The sequence below is a fragment of the Anaerotruncus sp. 80 genome (assembly GCF_009936115.1).
Lineage (GTDB): Bacteria > Bacillota > Clostridia > Peptostreptococcales > Anaerovoracaceae > Senimuribacter > Senimuribacter intestinalis.
In genome coordinates this window covers 25,274-40,567 of the sequence record NZ_QWES01000011.1, presented here as the reverse complement: position 1 = coordinate 40,567, position 15,294 = coordinate 25,274, and the positions used below count along the sequence as shown (strand labels likewise).

10 protein-coding genes and 1 tRNA gene are annotated in these 15,294 nt (G+C 44.1%); 1 reads left to right on the top strand and 10 read right to left on the bottom strand.

Annotation, left to right across the window (positions count from 1 at the left end; translation table 11 throughout):
* Nucleotides 1–71: 71 nt before the first annotated feature.
* Nucleotides 72–785 carry a purine-nucleoside phosphorylase gene (gene deoD, locus D1155_RS06715; RefSeq protein ID WP_160201622.1) on the bottom strand — a complete coding sequence of 238 codons (714 nt, stop codon included), beginning with the start codon at nucleotides 783–785 and terminating at the stop codon, nucleotides 72–74.
* Between the two features lie 693 nt (nucleotides 786–1,478).
* Between deoD and ansA the strand changes: the two genes are divergently transcribed.
* The gene (gene ansA / locus D1155_RS06710; protein WP_160201621.1) at nucleotides 1,479–2,492 is read left to right on the top strand and encodes an asparaginase; all 1,014 of its coding nucleotides are present in this window, start codon (nucleotides 1,479–1,481) and stop codon (nucleotides 2,490–2,492) included.
* Between the two features lie 117 nt (nucleotides 2,493–2,609).
* Here the strand turns inward: ansA and D1155_RS06705 are convergent, their stop codons facing one another.
* The 9 genes from D1155_RS06705 to D1155_RS06660 form a co-directional block, all read right to left on the bottom strand.
* Nucleotides 2,610–3,905: an ATP-binding protein gene (locus tag D1155_RS06705; RefSeq protein ID WP_160201620.1), complete on the bottom strand. Its 1,296-nt coding sequence runs from the start codon at nucleotides 3,903–3,905 to the stop codon at nucleotides 2,610–2,612.
* A 159-nt stretch (nucleotides 3,906–4,064) separates the two neighbouring features.
* Nucleotides 4,065–5,219 (bottom strand): BTAD domain-containing putative transcriptional regulator, encoded by a 1,155-nt coding sequence (locus tag D1155_RS06700; RefSeq protein ID WP_160201619.1) that lies wholly within the window; start codon nucleotides 5,217–5,219, stop codon nucleotides 4,065–4,067.
* A gap of 43 nt (nucleotides 5,220–5,262) precedes the next feature.
* Nucleotides 5,263–6,810, bottom strand: coding sequence for an amidohydrolase (locus tag D1155_RS06695; RefSeq protein ID WP_207709517.1), 1,548 nt, complete (start codon nucleotides 6,808–6,810; stop codon nucleotides 5,263–5,265).
* A gap of 16 nt (nucleotides 6,811–6,826) precedes the next feature.
* Nucleotides 6,827–8,464 (bottom strand): amidohydrolase, encoded by a 1,638-nt coding sequence (locus D1155_RS06690; RefSeq protein WP_160201617.1) that lies wholly within the window; start codon nucleotides 8,462–8,464, stop codon nucleotides 6,827–6,829.
* A 20-nt stretch (nucleotides 8,465–8,484) separates the two neighbouring features.
* Nucleotides 8,485–9,663: a M20/M25/M40 family metallo-hydrolase gene (locus D1155_RS06685; RefSeq protein ID WP_160201616.1), complete on the bottom strand. Its 1,179-nt coding sequence runs from the start codon at nucleotides 9,661–9,663 to the stop codon at nucleotides 8,485–8,487.
* A 5-nt stretch (nucleotides 9,664–9,668) separates the two neighbouring features.
* Nucleotides 9,669–11,111 carry a Na+/H+ antiporter NhaC gene (nhaC, locus tag D1155_RS06680; protein ID WP_160201615.1) on the bottom strand — a complete coding sequence of 481 codons (1,443 nt, stop codon included), beginning with the start codon at nucleotides 11,109–11,111 and terminating at the stop codon, nucleotides 9,669–9,671.
* 545 nt (nucleotides 11,112–11,656) lie between these two features.
* Complete coding sequence (locus tag D1155_RS06670) at nucleotides 11,657–11,794, bottom strand: hypothetical protein (RefSeq protein WP_160201613.1); 138 nt, start codon at nucleotides 11,792–11,794, stop codon at nucleotides 11,657–11,659.
* Nucleotides 11,795–11,840: 46 nt separating this feature from the next.
* Nucleotides 11,841–11,916, bottom strand: a tRNA-Thr gene (locus D1155_RS06665).
* Nucleotides 11,917–11,967: 51 nt separating this feature from the next.
* The gene (locus D1155_RS06660) at nucleotides 11,968–15,291 is read right to left on the bottom strand and encodes a PD-(D/E)XK nuclease family protein (RefSeq protein WP_160201612.1); all 3,324 of its coding nucleotides are present in this window, start codon (nucleotides 15,289–15,291) and stop codon (nucleotides 11,968–11,970) included.
* Nucleotides 15,292–15,294: the final 3 nt, after the last annotated feature.

The following is a 15,294-nucleotide window of genomic DNA, read 5'->3' as shown; positions in this document are numbered from 1 at the left end:
CCATAACAGACAAAAAACAGGGCTGACCATCATCGGTTCACCCTGTTTTCTCTGTTCTATTAAATTTGATCTTATCTAATTGCTGTTTCCAGCGCAATTTCCATCATCGTAGTAAATGCGGTCTGCCTTTCGTCTGAGCTGCAGGATTCCCCTGTAACCATGTGATCGGATACGGTGCAGATGCACAGCGCATTTTTTCCGGCTTTTGCAGCCTGCATGTACAGCGCTGCCGCTTCCATCTCTACGCCCAACACGCCCATGCTTCTCCACTTGTCGTAATCTCTGGTGCTGTCATAGAATACATCTGATGAAAAAATCGTGCCAATATGCGGTTTAACGCCTAAATCAGCAGCCGCTTGCTCAGCCTTTTTCAAAAGATCATAGGAGCACACAGCAGGAAGCACCGCATTGATTTCATACTGAGCAGCCCAGTTGGAGTTGGTCATGCAAGCCATACCCATGATGATATCTTTGACTTTAACTTCCTCGCGAAGTCCGCCGGCAGTGCCGACTCTGATGATATTCTTTACATCATAAAAGTTGAACAGCTCATAAGAATAAATCCCGATAGCAGGCATTCCCATACCGGAAGCCATGACGGATACTTTCCTGCCCTTATATGTACCAGTGTATCCTTGTACACCTCTTACATTGTTGACAAGTTCAGCGCCTTCCAGAAAATTCTCCGCAATAAACTTAGAGCGCAGCGGATCGCCCGGCATAAGTACGGTTTCTGCAAAATCGCCCAGCTTCGCTGAAATATGTGGGGTAGGTATATTAGACATATCAATCATCTCCTTTTCATTTCTCTTTCGTTTATTTTATTATATCAATATAGTTTCTCTTGCACCAGTATAATTTATAAAATATTTACAAGCCGCACGAAAGACTCTCCATCTCATTATCATCTTCAATACCGAAGATTTTGCTTAGCGGTAATCACTTTTTTGACACTTTATATAAAAAATAAAGGTAAAGTGTCATTTTTAAAATTCGTGTTTTTGAAGAAATGACACTATTATTGGATTTTGACTAGCACAGTGTCAGAATTCAGCTAGAAATATTATGTAATAGAACAAATTACAAGTTCCCCTTTCTTGCATTTTTATAAATGAAAGGAAATTTTTCAGTTTTTTACATCATCTGAACCGGAGGTTTCACAGCGCCTAAGCGTATGATGCTGTCTGGCATTGGAGAAAATGACACTTTTATTTAAATTTAGGCGCCACTGTGTCAAATATCCAAAAACCAAAAACTGAGGACTGACACTTTCCACCCCAAAAACACTGATTGTGTCAAAACTTCCGTAACACGATAAAATTGAACTCTTCATGGCGCCAAAGCAACATATCTAAGCAAGTGGCTTTATATTTGGCTACATTACTTTCATTTCTAAAGATTTCCCTGGGAAATTTTTTATTTATTTTATTGGGCTTTGTGCTAAAATAAAATTAACTAACAGAATCGGAGGTTTTAATATGAAGAAAAAAATCTGCATTTTATATACAGGCGGCACTATCGGCATGGTTCCCACAGACAAAGGCTATGCGCCAAAGAAGGGTTATTTTCACGATGCAATATCGTCTATCGACGATTTAAAAGGAGAGGGCATGCCAGACTGGGACATGATTGAATTTGAACCGCTGCTGGACTCTTCCAACATCGCAGTAGAACAGTGGAATCAGATCGGCAGGGCAATTCGTGACAATTACGACACTTATGATGGTTTTGTCGTGCTTCACGGCACCGACACTATGGCATACACCGCTTCAGCCCTATCCTTTATGCTGGAAGGATTGAACAAACCTGTAGTTGTCACCGGCTCACAGATTCCGCTCTGTCAGCTCAGAAGTGACGCTAGAGACAATCTGATTACCTCCGTTTTCATCGCCGGACAAGGTATCGTACGTGAGGTCAGTCTTTATTTCGGCGGCAGACTTCTGCGCGGAAATCGCTCAACCAAAGCCTCCGCTGACGGGCTCATCGCTTTCGATTCTCCCAACTATCACCCGCTGGCGGAAGCCGGAATCGACATCAAATACAATACGGCGGAACTCTTTGAGCCTGCATCAGATGCAGTTTTCTCGCTAACCGAATTTAGCCAGACCTCCATCGGTGTATTAAAAGTATTTCCAGGCATTCAGTTCAGTCTCTTTGAATCCATTATGACGGAGAGTCTGAAAGGCATCGTGCTGGAAACCTTCGGCGCAGGCAATATTCCAAGCTACGATAATGCGCTGCTGCCGATTATCAAAAAAGCTTTTGAACACGGCACCATCATCACCGTCTGCTCCCAGTGCCAGCAGGGCACCGTCAAGCTGGGCGCCTATGAAACCAGTTCTGCACTGACAAGAGCCGGCGCCGTCAGCGGCTACAACATGACTACAGAAGCTGCTGTTGCCAAGCTATATTACCTGTTCAGTCTCAATCTTCCAAAAGAAGAAATCAAGGCAAAGATGGAAGAAGATTTGCGTGGGGAATTAACGAAATAACAACCCCACCCTTCCTCGAAGCACAGCTTCGGGTGGGTCCCAGGAGCCTGCTTGTCAGCAGACAATAACTATAGATGCAAGACGAAGAAAAGGTATACTTACTTCGTCTTTTTTCGTCTATTTTTCAATACAAGTAGGATCCATCAGAAAATCATAGATATTTACAGTCAGAATACCGAATTCATCATAATGGGCAGGTACGACGTCCCCAGTAATGACAATTTTCTTGAAAGAATCATCAATCCTGCGGAATGGTCTGATCTCTTGATTTCGTTTTTCTTCATCAGGCAGAGAATATGCCGACTGAATATAGTACCGAGCGGAGCCAAGATTGCAGACAAAATCCACCTCCAGCTGCTTTCGAACTACCTTTCCGTCCTTGTTCTTTTCTGCAATCGGAATCACTCCCACATCTACGCTGTAACCTCGCATGCGAAGTTCATTATAAATCACATTTTCCATGGAATGCGTTTGTTCAAACTGCCGGAAGTTGATTCTCGCATTACGCAGTCCCAAATCTGAAAAATAGTATTTCTTTGGCGTTTCGATATATGATTTGCCTTTAATGTCATACCGCTGCGCGGATTCAATTAGAAAAGAATCCTCAAAACACGCAAGATATTTTTTAATCGTCGCGGAAGTGATTCGGGATTTTTTTACAGTTTTGAAAGTATTCCTAAGCTTCTCCGGATTGGTCAGAGAGCCGATAGCGGAGGAAAGAATATTCAGCAGATCCTCCAGTTCCCCGTGATTACGAATACGGTTGCGTTTATAAATATCCTGCATATAGATTTCGTTAAACAAATTCTGCAAGACCGCCGCTTTATCTCCAGCGCCGTCCCGAAGAACCACCAATGGGATACCGCCATAAAGCATATATTCAGACAGTCCCTGATACTTGTCGCCTTGATAAACAGTCATAAACTCCGCAAAGCTCAAAGGATACATATGGATTTCATCACCTCTGCCTGCAAACTCAGTGATAATATCTTTAGAGAGAAATTTTGCATTGCTTCCGGTTACAAACACATCTATATTTTCTTTTCTTAGATAGCTGTTCAGTACAGCCTCAAAGCAATCCATCAGCTGCACTTCATCCAGAAGCAGATAATACATTTCATCGTCTACAATCTGCGTTCTAATATATGCCATGAATTTTTCAGGATTCACGCCTCTTTTTTCTTTTTCAATTTGAATTAGGCTTTCGCCAATCAGGAACAAATCATCTGCAGAGTCAAAGGCAAAACGGATAATATGACTCTTGTCCACACCGCTCTCCAAAAGATGATGATAAAAGATAGTATTCAGCAAATAAGACTTTCCGCATCTGCGAATACCTGTGATGACTTTAATCAGTCCATTATTTTTTCTTTTTATCAATTTATCCAGATAAAAATCTCTTCGGATTTCCATAGCAAATCCTCCTTTGGAATAGATTTTTGCAACTTTTAACACTTTTCTATTCTATTGTAGCAATTAAACCTACGGAAATCAATATATTAACCGCATTTAGAATAGATTTTTGCAATCTTTAACACTTTTCTATTCTATTATGCCCATCATTTCCTGTCATTATTTCTCAAAAAATACAATTTTCAGTCCCTGCTCTTCAGCGGTTGCTTTCATATATCGCACAAAAGCTCTGGAAGCTTGGTCCATATATTCACCCTGCCTGGTTTCTATAATCAAACTGCGGCGGCTTGCTACCGCACTCAGTGCTTTCACACAAGCATTCATAATATTTACATCTTTCAGTGTGCTGCTGTCACGACCAGCCAGTTCACTCTTCCAAAACTCCTGCTGGATGCTGCCAAGGCAGAATACATCACGCTCGTTCAAAGCTTTATAGAGCAAATCTCCGTGCAGTTCTTTAAGATCTTTCAAAAGTGCAGACAGCCAAAAGTATGGAATACCCTCCATGCAGGTAATACAAACTCTCTCCTCTGTAGAAACCACTGCAGAATCTTTTACTTTCCGCTCTCCTCGAACAAATGCCTCATACTGAGCACCATCCTGTATCTGCCTGTATTTCTCAGTCAATACTTCTCCGGGTGCAATATTAATACTGAATGCCAGCGTATTACTAAAGGTTCTGTAAAAATTGACTGCTTCCGCTCTTTTTCCAATTTTACAGTAAGCGTCCATCACCAGACCAGCAATTTCTTCATTATAAGGGTCAATCTTGAGAATCTCCTGCAACACTTCAATCTCACCCTCATAGTTTTCTTCCTGCGCAAGCAGTTCAGCCATCGACTCCATGACCTGTACTTTCAGCTTTTCAAACTCAATTCTGCGATATAGAATCAGATTGTTGAGTTCCTCACACCCCTTGAAGAAAGCACCCTCATAGAGTTCCCCGGAAAACAGACTGCGAAAGTGCAAAAGCTCTGCCATAGTGTACTCTTTCTTCCGGTCAAAGCAAGCCGCCTCTATAAAATCGCATCCATATGCATAGTTCTCATTGATTTTGCAGGCATTGTTATCCGACAGCAAAAACAAATTCCCATCTGCATCTTCTTTGATGATTTTCTTGATTTCCCACAAGTTATAGCGAAGATTATATCTGGCTGCCTCCTCCTTGCTGTCCGGCCACAAATAAGCGATGATTTTTTCCCGGGAAAGACCTTTCCCCTTACTTTCCATGAGCAGAAAAATTAGTGCGCATGCCTTGCTTCCCAGCTGCGTCGTAATATCCTTTCCACGATATAAAATTTTTAAATTTCCCAAAAAGAACAATTCCAACATTTCTTTACTCCCCGATGTGCCGCAGTTAAAAACGTTCGTAAATAATATCCCCCGACTTCATCGTCATCGTCACTTTGATATCTTTCAGTCTCTCTTTTTCTACCTCAAAGATATCGCAGTCCAGCACGATGATATCCGCCAGTTTTCCTTTTTTCAATGTTCCTTTATTCTCTTCCTCAAAAATAGCGTAGGCTCCTTCGCAGGTAAACATTCTGAGGGCATCGTACACGTCAATACGATGCTCTTCCACCGGATGATTCACAGCCGCGCTAATACCCAGCAAAGGATTTGCTTCCGTAACGTCACTATCTGAACCACCGCAAATCCTGACTCCTTTTTCCATGATTTCACGAAATGCGTTTGTCAGTCTGTATCTGCTTCCCAGTCTTCTCTCATAAATCCCGCCCTTTCCGCCGCAATCCAGCTCGTAAGACGGCTGCATGGAGAAGATGAGATTCAGCCTTTTCGCCCGCTCAACCTGCTCCTCCGTTGCCAGTTCCACATGTTCAAGACGATGACGCAGTGCAGTTGTCCCCACCTGATACATCGCCTGCACATGCGCAGTAAGCGCCGCTTCGATGGCTCTGTCACCGATGGTATAAAGCGCCAGCTGAATTTCATTTTCGTAGCATTCCAGCACAAAATCGTTGAGCTGTTGCTGGCTTAGACACAGCGTTCCCATAGTACCTGGGCAGTCCTCATATTCAAAAGAAAGTGCTGCCGTTCTGTTTTCAATGGTTCCATCGATATAAAGGCTCCCGCCGATTCGTTTCAGCCCCTTCTTTTTTACCTTCTCGATATCCATGGTTTGATAAAACAGCACCATATCAATGGGAAAATCCTTCCCATGGTGGTAAATAAACTCGGCATCCTTATCACTGTAACAAGTCCCGCCCTCCATGGCATTAATCGTAGTAATTCCTTTTTCCAGCAGTGTCGGCATCAGCTGATTGACTGTATCAAATCTAAATTCATCGGAAAAACTGTCCAAAATATTAGTTCTAAGCAGCGAATTGGCATTTCTTCTAAAAACACCGGTAGGCATTGACCTTTCATCCAGTTCAATGCCTACAGTTGTAAATGGAATTTTAAAGTAAAGAAGCGCATAGGTGTTTAAAATGCTTACCTGGTATTCTTTAGAATTAATCCAGACAGGAACGTCATCACAGCATTGATCCAGCATATTGCGAGTCAGCTGTTTATCTTCCCTAAGGCCATCAAGCGACAATCCATAGCCTCGAATCATCTCGCCGGGATGGGCAATCGCTGCTTCTTTTATCCGGGTACTGATTTCTGCAAGACTTTTCACATCGCTCAAATTCAAACTCACTGCATTAAAGGCAGTTTGAATGACGTGGAAATGACTGTCGATGAAGCCCGGCAAAACGGTGTGTCCTTCTGCGTCTACAATGACAGTATCTTCCGACAAATAGCTTTCAAAATCTTCTCCATATCCTAAATCTAGAATACGCTGATTCCTAACAGCAACCCAGTCGAAGCACTGACCTGCCTCCTCCATAGTCACACATTTTCCGTTTTTAATGATAACGTCCGCTAGCATAATATCCTCCATGCTGATTTGATTTTTCTTATTTCAAATCCCCATAGACGAGGTTGCCTGCAACAAAAGTATGGGTTACCTTTGTCGTCAGAATTTCCTCTTCCGGGATTTCAAAAATATCTTTATCAAGTACCGCAAGGTCAGCAAAATATCCTTCCTGTAAAAGTCCCAGAACATCTTCCTGTCCAGTTGCATAATGCGGGTTTCTTGTATATAATGCTACAGCATCAAAACGGCTCAGTTTCTGCTCTGGGTGGTATCCGCCCTTAGGCGCCCCGTCCAGTCCGCAGCGTGAAACCGCAGCATAAATACCCGGCATCGGGCTGTAGCTTTCTACTGGGCAATCCGAACTTCCTGTCAGACGCAGCCCTGCCTGCTGTAGTGTATTCCATGCATAAGCGCCATCCATTCTGTCAGGACCCAATCTATCCTCAATCCAGTTCCAGTCAGTAGCAAGGAAAATCGGCTGAATGTCCAGCACCACTGGCAGTGCCTTCATCCGCGTAAGAAGTTCTTCGTTGATTATCTGCACATGAATAATTCTGAAAGGCAAACGTTTTGCCAGTTCTTCTTCGGTTGCACCGCATTCCTTTTCCTTTGCCATGGCAGTTTCTATTGCTGTCAAAGTTGCATCAAGCGCTACATCACCAATTGCGTGAATGGCAGGCTGCAAACCTTTGTGATATGCTGTAAAAATCTTTTCGTTCAGGTCTTCCTGACTGCAGGTCATAAACCCGCTGTTTCCCGGATCATCTGCATAAGGCTCTTTCAATGCTGCAGAGCGAGAACCCAGTGATCCATCGGTAAACAGCTTGTATCCTCCCTGCTGAACTAAACGATACGGATTGTTGTATTCTTCTTCAGTCACAGGCTCTTTGTCAAACAACTCATCCAGATAAACTGTAATTCTGACGCCAAGCCCTTCTTTTTCAGCTAATTCTTTGTAGTAGTCTATGTCCTCTGCATAGTTCCAAATCTGTGCAGCATAGGTATGTATATTGGTAATTCCTTTTGCATGCATATCCTGCAGTACAGTCTGATATACCTCATCCTTTACACTTTTATCAGACAGCGGATCTGGAATGATAAAGTCAAAGATCTTTGTAGCCTGTTCACGGAAAACGCCATTTGGCATCCCGCTTCCATCCTTTTCCACAATACCGCCTGTTGGCTGCGGATAGTTCTCATCCACCCCTGCAAGTTCCAGCGCCTTGCTGTTGACAACTGCAGCATGCAGACAAACCCTGCGGATTAAAATCGGATGTTTGGTGCTGATCTTATCGAGATCCTCTCTGGTCGGCATTCTATTTTCTGCCAGCTTATTCTGGTCAAAAGCTACGCCCTTAATCCAGGTTCCTTCCGGCGTTTTTTCTGCTTTCTCTCTCATGAGGCTGCATAGTTCATCCATGGTTTTCGCATGTTCCAGATTTACAAAGGTCTGATTCTGACAATAAGCATACATATGCATATGCGCATCAGATAGTCCTGGAATCACGGTTGCACCTTTCAGGTCATATTTTATACGGCTGTCGTATGCTTTTGCATCTTCGCTGCTTCCTGCAAATACGATCTTGCCGTCTTGTATTCCAATTGCTTCTACTGTATCTCCGACAGCCTCCATGGTGTAAATTCTGCCGTTATATAACAGTGTATCTAAGTTTTCCATACGCAAAGCGATTCCTCCCTTTAGTTTACCATAGTTTTTTCAAGAAAACGATATAAAATCTCTGCAGTTTGCACCACAGTATCCATCTGTACATATTCATCAGCGCTGTGGTAATTTTCTCCATCTGGTCCAAAGATCAGCGCCGGTGCGCCCAGTCTGGTTCCCAGATAGTTAAAATCTCCAATGCTCTGAAAATAGGATATATTTGCCTCCTTTCCCGTCACATCGCGTACTGCCTGTGCAAAATCACGGGTATACAGGTTATTTTCTTCTGTCACATATGGCATGAATCCTTTTGAGCCCTCTGATGGCGCTTCCCGAAAACAAATTTCGTATCTGCACTTAACCGCTGCTCTATCAAGGGCTTTCTTAATTTCTGCTTCGATGGTTTGCGGAGATTCTCCTCTGACAATATGCCAAAACAGTTTCACTACAGCTTTATCAGGCACACTGCAGGCACCACCGTCGCAATCTATTGCAACAACACAAGCTGCCCCTTTCCCAAGCTTATCATCTTCCACATAGTTAATGTTTTCCAGTTCTGCAACAAACTTTGAAGCATCTAAAGCCGCACTAATTCCTTTCTGCGGATCTGCCGCATGGGCAGATTTTCCGTAAAACTCGACTGTAAGACCGTAGCCGCCTCGCGCACCCAGGCACATGGTTGGGAAAGCGTTTCCTGTAAATCCTGCACTAGGTTCTGTAATAATGGAATAGTCAATATCCGCAAGCAGTCCGTCTTCTATCATAGCATTTGTCCCCATGCCATAAGGACCTTCTTCCACAGATACTAAGGATAGCAGCAATCTTCCTTTAAATGCTTTATAGGTTTTCAAAAATTTTTGCACTGCCGCTATTGCGGCGGCGCATCCGGACTTCATGTCCAGTGCGCCTACGCCATAAAAGCGGTCTTCAATCATCTCACCGCAGGGGTTTTTACTCCATCCGTCGCAGAGCTTAACGGTATCCAGATGTCCATTGATATGAATGGTCGGACCTTCCTTTCCGCAGCTTGCTTCAATGAGTAAATTCTTCCCATGAAATCCGGTGATTTTTTCTTCGTAATAAGCATGCACCTTAACAGGTATATTTTGTTCTTCGAATATCTGGCAGACATATTCCATGACATCCTCTTCTTCAAAGTAAGGACTGTCAATTGCAACCAGATTTTCCAGAAGCTTGATTACTTCATTACACATTTTTCTTACGCATTAGCCTCGTTTTCTTTTGCAACTGCTGCAGCTTCTTCAGGTGTCTTTTCCCACAAGAACATTTTGAAGCAGGTGCAAAGGATTGCAATAATCGGTGTCAGGTAGCACAGGAATGTGTATGGTGCATAATCCCATGCAGATACGCCCAGTGCGCCTAAGTAAAATACACCGCAAAGTCCCCAAGGTACTAACTGAGAAGTTACTGTACCAGAGTCTTCACAAGTTCTGGATGCCAGTCTTCTCTGCAGGTTCAGCTTGTCGTATGCAGGCAGGTACATTCTTCCTGGAATGATGATTGCTACATACTGAGAACCGGATAAGAAGTTAACGACAACGGAAGTAATATTGTGAGTGATAACCAGACCTCTCGGTGTACGGGTCAGTCTTTCCATCTTGTCCAGGATTGCTTCCATTACCAGACATTTTTCTAAGATACCGCCATAGGACAGACCCAAGTAACCAAGGGACAGCGTCCACATCATGGACTGAATACCACCGCGGTTTACCAAAGAGTCTACGATATCAGAACCAGTTTCCATGGAGAAGCCATTATTCATGTATACCATCAAGTCATACAGGTTATAACCCTGTGTAATTACTGCAATCAACATTGCAAACAGCGATCCTACAACCATAATTGCCAGTGCACTGACCTGCTTAGCAGCAAGTACAACGATCAGAACCAGCGGCAGCAGACTGATGATGACATGCAGTGCATCAATATCGAAGTTTGCCTCAATTGCGCCTAAAATTTCATTTACACTCTCCATATCCATGTTGGATGCAGAGTATTTGCTTCCGATAATAGCATATAATACTAAGCTGATTACGTATGCAGGAACAGTAGTGTAAACCATTGCTCTAACATGGTCAAACAGGTTTGCTTCACAAACACCTGCAGCCAGGTTGGTGGAGTCGGACATCGGAGACAGTTTGTCACCAAGTACTGCACCGGAAATTACTGCACCGGCAGTAATAGGAGCTGGAATACCAAGACCTACGCTGATACCCATGAACGCAACACCAAAGGTAGCCGCTGTAGTCCAGCTGGAACCGATACAGATTGCGGATACGGAACATACCACACAAGCGGTTACCAGGAAAACAGACGGGCTGATAATTTTAAGTCCATAATAAATGAGGGACGGAATGGTTCCACAAGCAATCAGCATCGGAATCAACAGACCGATGAACATCAGAATGAGCATCGGTACGGTAGCGATTTTGCAGCCGTGAAGAATACCCTCCTCAATCTGTGCCCACTTTGTGCCAGTGGCCATCAACAGGATTACTGCAAAGGCAATGGAAAATACCAGAGTCAGATGAATCTCCGGAGAATATCCCAGTACCAGCTGTGCAATAATCACCACAAACAAAAATGCAATAATAACGACGGAAATACCGAACGACGGTTTTTTTAATGTTTTTTCGTTCATTTTCCTTTTGGGTTGTTATACTTTACAACCGCTCTCCTTTCTTTCTTTTTTTGCATTATATACGGGCTCAGTTTTACTTTGTGTTTTATATTTTGTTTTATACCATGTTTATCGGCGGAGAAAACAAACATTTTTCTTAATTCGTCTTCCTGACTGTTTGTGCTATCATACCTTGCTCCTTTTTGAATTAAATTTAGTTTCTTCTGCACAATTTATCGCATATTTGACTTAAATGGTGCATATACAAAAAGACCGCCAAAATAAAAAGCCCTGCGGAGTGCAGGGTAAATTGACTATTGCAAAATCTTTTTAATCGTGGTATATTGGAGTCAAGAAGGAAGCCTTAGCGAACCTTCTGATAAGCTTTAAAATGTATTCAAAACCGTCTCAGGTGGCAGCCCGAGGCGGTTTTACTTTCGGTGGTTATCCCATCTGACAATCCCAATAATCATCAATACGATGACTAGGATTTCATAGTCAGACATTCAGGCTCCTTTCCGAAGATTCGCCGCCATAAGACTTCCATATTTTCTTGACTATACGTATTATACCACGCCTTGTTTCTGCGGACAAGGTTCCTTATTTTTCATCAACTTCCGGCAGTCATATTTGACTTGTATGCGCGTCAGTATCGCATAAAACGCCCCATCAAAACCCACCTTTGCTACCGGGTTAAATTCCATAGAAACAGAAAATGCAGGCTATAACAACCTGCATTTTTCAATATTCTGGAGCTCCCGGCCGGGATCGAACCGGCGACCTGCGCGTTACGAATGCGCTGCTCTGCCAACTGAGCCACGGAAGCAAATCCAGCGGGCGGCGGCTTTTATCATACGCCGCCCGGCATCTATCATATTTATTTAATGACCTCGTAATTACAACCCGGAAAACTCAGGTCAAACCTGCAGATACCCTTATAGTCACAGTAAGTACAAGGGGACTGTTTCTCCGTTTTCTTCGGGTGGATGGCGATTCTGCCATCAGAAAGCTGTCTGCACAGCTTCTCAATCTGTACATCTACATCTGCCTGTAGCTGCTCAAATTGTTCATCACTGAGAAGAAACCCCTCAGAAGTTGCGGAAACCTCACCAGCAGTGTTTCTTCGCAGAGGCAGAATATCCGAAAATCCGCTGAACTCGCCAGCGATATCTTCGATAACCGCACCACTATCTACCATTATACCACTTAATCGGAAAAATTTCCTCATTTCTTTTGAAATTTTTTCAAAAAATTTTTCCCGCTCTGTTCCCGTCAAGTCCACTCGCTGGTCTGCAATATGAAAATAGAATACTCCGGCAGGCCTTCGCACCTTTTCCTGCGCCGCTTTGAGATACAGCATAAGCTGCAAACGGTATCCGGCTCTGGCTTCCTTTTCGTTGAAGGTTTCCTTACCGGTCTTGTAATCTACAATTTTAACCCGGTCGCCTTCTAAAATATCCAATCTGTCAATTTTGCCTTCGATATAAACCGTACTGCTCCCTAGATTCACTTCAATAGGCGCTATACTGCGTTCTCTTCCAAAAGGCACCTCGTAAAGACTTTTCTTGATATTTCCTGCCCGCACCTGCTCCACAAGCGCCCAGCAGACATGAAAACATGTATCCTCAATACGCCTGGTCTTGTAACGTTCTTCATTGCCGAAATCAAAAATTCCTTCCCGGTAATTTGCAGCTTCCAGCTTTGCAATATCGCTGACAAAACTGCGGCATTCATCCTCCGAAATACTGTCCCATCGATCCTCTGCCGTCAGCTTTCGTGAAACTTCCATTAAACACCGATGGTAAATATCCCCGATTTCTCTACTCGATGCCTCATAAATCCGCCGCTCCTGCGGTCTCAGCCCATATGCAATAAAATGGGAAAAGGGACAACGACTGAACTTCTCCAGTCTGGACGGGCTCAGAGTCATCGGCAAATTCATTTCCTTTTTATACAGCAGCGACGCCAGTTCTGGCGAAATATCCTTCTGCGCATTGGTAAAGGACAGCCCCTCGGAAACCCGCTGCAGGCTTTCCGGTTCATGACACTGGTACCAATGTATGACAGCCTTCCACCTGCTGTCGATCTTTTCCCCCCGCCTTACAGAAAGCAGCGCTTCCGTCAAATGGCGCAAGGTATTGACCCTGCCACCTACTACTGCATCGAGATCGCCGCTGCTGACTACATCTGTCTGCACGGTGAGATTTGGAAACAGCCTGCGCAGTGTATCGATGATTTCAGACGGGCGACTTTCCTTGCCGTCTCCGTCGCTGGCAGAATAGCTAATCCACAGGTAATCCGACGCCTTTGACAGGTTCCTGTAAATCGCCAGCTGTTCTTCCATGACACGAATTTTTTCTACTTTACAGATTTCTTTTCCTTCCTCTGCGAAAAATTCCAGTTCTTCCATACTGAAAAGCCCCTCAGAAGAAGCATTTGCAGGAAGCAGACCTTCGTTAGCGCCGATGATAACCACCGCTTTCACCTGACCGCTTCTGGTTCTCTGCATGGTTCCCATGAGAATATCGTCCGCAGTCGGCGGCAACACGCCAATTTCAAGCTGAGACAGTCCGGCAATCAAGAGCTCTACGAAATCCTTCCGTCTAAACTGCTCTTCCCCGGCAAGCTCTGCAATCTGATCCAAAAGTCCAACCATCTGCCCCCAAATCTGTGCAGTCTCCTCCGCCAGATCAAAAAGACCCTGCTCCTCCTGTACGCGAAACAACTCCGCAATCCGCACGCCTAGCCCGCAGTCCTCTATCAAAAAATCATAGTATCGGCAGACAAAATCGCCCATAGATACCGTCTCATCGCAAATCATTTTAAGCCCGGCAAACAGCTCCATCGCCTTTTCTCTTATGGCGTTAAGTTCCTCAAGACCGTCATCTCCGTACTCCATCTGCCCCTTAACAAAAGGCGCCAGCCACATGTTCCCCTTGATCCTGTACTGAATGGAGTAGTTCTCAAGGCGCTCAATTTCTTCATCAGAAAGACTGGAAAACCCAGTTTTCAGCACTTTGAAAATATCGCTGCTCCGATAGTTATACACTACCGTTTCCAACAGTCCCACCGCAAAAATTGCAATAGGCGAACTCAAGACAGACCGCTTTTTGTCATCAAAAACAGGTAAACCCCATTCTTCAAAAACTCTTCCTATAATAGAGCCACGCACGGTCTGATCATTGCAAATTACTACGATATCCCGATAGCGAAGCCCTTTGTCCCTGATTAAATGCAAAATATAGGACGCTGCTGACTCTGCCTCGCTGTACATGTTGGCAGCCTGCACCAAAACGACCGGCGCGTCTTGCTCCTTTAGCAACGGAAAATCGCCGGTTCGTTGCCCCACCGCATAAAACTCTTTTTCAATATGGGAGATAGCTGGATTTCTCACCGCGTCAAAGCCAGTCCCTTCAGTAACCTGCTGCATCCTGCATTCCATATCATAGGCTTCCGCTTGTTTCCGTAAATTCTTCATGACAATTTCCGGCAGCAGAAACAGTTCTTCATCTCTGCAGCCCTTGTCGCAGGTCAAAAATACGCTGACTTCCTTTGCAGTTGCTATGAGATTTCCCAGCACATCCAGAGCTTTCGGTGCAAAACTGTCAAAGCCATATACCCAAATCCTGCTCTCAGAAATCCACGCGGATGAGCGAATTTTACTCATGTACAGGTCGATATAATCCTCAGAGTCAGTATATCTATCCTTAATTTTCTTCTGATATTCACTGAAAATCAGCACAAGATCAGCAAGTTTCGCCCGCAGAACGCTTTCTTCAGAAAGCGCCTGGCTTAGCTGCGCCAAGTCCTGCGGATTCACGTTATACTGCTTCATCTCCGAAATAAAGTTATTCGTCATCTCGATAAATGCCGGTTTTCTGAGACTGCCTTTAAACACTTGCAGCTTGTCCTCGCATTTTCCGGCAATCTGGGTCAGCAGCATATGTCTGCCGTATTTATCGATAAAGGTTTTGCTGCCGCCCCCCTGCTGCGAAAGCAATCTGCTTCCAAGGCGCGACATGCCGATAATCTCCACATCCATCATGCTTTCTGCATGCAAAAACAAGAAAGCCTGCTTCTCTGCTTCCAGCGTGTACTGATCCGGCACGATGACAATCGTCCTGCCTGGATTTTTCTGAATATCCTCGTAGATGAACTTTTCCTTTTCGATACTTTCTCTTCCGTAAAAGATTTGCAGCATAGT

Coding starts and splice junctions, on each gene's coding strand:
- deoD (WP_160201622.1), bottom strand. CDS start 785: ATGTCTAATATACCTACCCCACATATTTCAGCGAAGCTGGGCGATTTT.
- ansA (WP_160201621.1), top strand. CDS start 1,479: ATGAAGAAAAAAATCTGCATTTTATATACAGGCGGCACTATCGGCATG.
- D1155_RS06705 (WP_160201620.1), bottom strand. CDS start 3,905: ATGGAAATCCGAAGAGATTTTTATCTGGATAAATTGATAAAAAGAAAA.
- D1155_RS06695 (WP_207709517.1), bottom strand. CDS start 6,810: ATGGAGGATATTATGCTAGCGGACGTTATCATTAAAAACGGAAAATGT.
- D1155_RS06690 (WP_160201617.1), bottom strand. CDS start 8,464: ATGGAAAACTTAGATACACTGTTATATAACGGCAGAATTTACACCATG.
- D1155_RS06685 (WP_160201616.1), bottom strand. CDS start 9,663: ATGTGTAATGAAGTAATCAAGCTTCTGGAAAATCTGGTTGCAATTGAC.
- nhaC (WP_160201615.1), bottom strand. CDS start 11,111: ATGAACGAAAAAACATTAAAAAAACCGTCGTTCGGTATTTCCGTCGTT.
- D1155_RS06670 (WP_160201613.1), bottom strand. CDS start 11,794: ATGGAATTTAACCCGGTAGCAAAGGTGGGTTTTGATGGGGCGTTTTAT.
- D1155_RS06660 (WP_160201612.1), bottom strand. CDS start 15,291: ATGCTGCAAATCTTTTACGGAAGAGAAAGTATCGAAAAGGAAAAGTTC.